Below are 587 nucleotides of genomic sequence, written 5' to 3'. Positions count from 1 at the left end.
CGCTGCCATGCGCCTCACCAGTATCTTTACATAAACAGTAAAAAAACTGGCCAGAGACTGTGTAAAGTGTGTAAGCACACGCATATCCCTGGAAAAGAATCCGAAAAACCACGCTTAATTCGTTGCCCGCACTGTATGGGGGCACTGGAGAAAATCAAAACCCGGGAAGGGTTCGAGATTTTCAAATGTAAAAAGAAAGCCTGCCCGTACTACCAACAGCGAATGCGTGAGATCCATAGAGATTCATATCTGAAAGCCACTTATTTAGCAGATTCTCAAGGATTGAAACTGCATTATATTTATCGAGATTTCCAAAAAGAATTTCAGCCGCTGGCTAAAGAGACTCCGGTCAAACCAACTGTCGATTTATCTCGTATTCACAAATCACAACACGTGGTTTCTTTAGCGATGACGTACCACATTAATTATGCACTCTCTGCTCGGAAAACCGCAGCAATTTTATATGATGTTCATCAAGTCAAGGTATCTCATCAAACCATTTTAAATTGGGCTGAAGTGATCTCCTTATGGGTTAAGCCGTTTACGGAGAATTATCCTTACCAGTTATCTGATCAATTTTGTGGAGA

Annotated in this window: 1 pseudogene; it reads left to right on the top strand. The window is 41.4% G+C overall.

The annotated features are described in order from the left end of the window. Window positions 1–66: 66 nt before the first annotated feature. A pseudogene (locus ACYQ2O_RS12705) lies at window positions 67–587 on the top strand (DDE-type integrase/transposase/recombinase); the annotation flags it as partial.

The organism is Alkalibacterium sp. m-11 (genome assembly GCF_054658155.1).
Note: the sequence above shows the minus strand (reverse complement) of the source record. Positions and strands in the feature narration are given on the sequence as shown.